A 1,123-nucleotide genomic window follows, 5' to 3' on the forward strand; every position below is an offset into this window, starting at 1 on the left:
AAGGGCCAACCCAATAGTGATGAATCCAGCAGCAACTAGAACTGGATTTATATCGGTCACATCACCGAGGCGATCTTGAATATCGGCTAAGTTAAGCGTGCCGGTCATCATGTAGATTAGACCTACACCAATTAGATAAAAGGTTGCGCCAATAGTGCCCATCATTAGATATTTGAAAACGGCTGGAAGAGCCCGACGGTCTGGACCTCCAGCTATTAATATGTAGCTGGCAAGAGATGAAATTTCCATGAAAACAAAAATATTGAAGGCATCTGCTGATACGACAATACCCACCAGTCCAGATAAAACCAAAAGCCAGGCCGCATAGAAAAGTGGTTGGCGTTCTAATTCTATTTGCTGATCAATACTTGGTTTGGCAGCGAGTAAGGCAGCAGTGCTGGCTCCCGTGATCACCAGCAAAACAATGGCACTAAACGTATCAACCGACAGTGCTATGCCATAAGGTGCCGGCCAGCCCCCCATCGCGTATTGGAGGGTTTGTCCGTCTAAAACAGCCAAAGTAAGCGCAACGGCGATAGAAAAACTAACTAGTGCAGAAGCAGTTGCTCCGGCCCAAGCTAAACCTCGCGGTTGTAGCATGACGATAAGTGGTGCCGACAACATCGGTATCACAACTTGCAAAGCAGGAAGGTGTGCTAATAAATCCATAGTAGTCAGTCGGCATCCAAAATTTCGTTTTCTTCGATCGTGCCATAACATTCTTTGATACGTACAACCATGGCCAGTCCCAATGCGAGGGTAGATACTCCCACAACGATGGCTGTTAGTATCAGTACCTGTGGTACTGGGTTTGAAAATATTTGATCTTCTACACCGCTTTGTATGATGGGGGCTGTCCCGCCTTCTACCTTGTCCATAGTAATATACATAAGGAATACAGCAGATTGAAATATGGATAATCCAATGAGTTTTTTTATCAAATTGGTTTTGCTAATCACGGCATACAGTCCCACCGTTAAAATGATAGCGAATACCCAATAATTGAAATAGCCCAGCAGTTCTAATAGTTTCATGACAATCTCTCTCGGGCAGCGAACGCATGGAAAATAGCCAGAAGTGCACCACATACCGCCATCCCAACGCCAGCCTCGATAATTAAAAT

2 protein-coding genes are annotated in these 1,123 nt (G+C 45.0%); both read right to left on the reverse strand.

Features of this window, described 5'->3' with window-relative positions:
- Positions 1–669: proton-conducting transporter transmembrane domain-containing protein (locus tag CXF78_RS01370; RefSeq protein ID WP_308302234.1), on the reverse strand; the 669-nt coding region annotated here is incomplete at its 3' end.
- A 5-nt stretch (positions 670–674) separates the two neighbouring features.
- On the reverse strand, positions 675–1,034 hold the full coding sequence (locus tag CXF78_RS01375) for a cation:proton antiporter subunit C (protein WP_011637740.1): 360 nt from the start codon (positions 1,032–1,034) through the stop codon (positions 675–677).
- Positions 1,035–1,123 lie beyond the last annotated feature (89 nt).

The sequence above is a fragment of the Shewanella sp. 11B5 genome, from assembly GCF_002836795.1.
GTDB lineage: Bacteria > Pseudomonadota > Gammaproteobacteria > Enterobacterales > Shewanellaceae > Shewanella > Shewanella frigidimarina.

Excerpts from the sequence above, each read along its gene's own strand:
- CXF78_RS01375 (WP_011637740.1), bottom strand. The coding sequence starts at position 1,034 with ATGAAACTATTAGAACTGCTGGGCTATTTCAATTATTGGGTATTCGCT.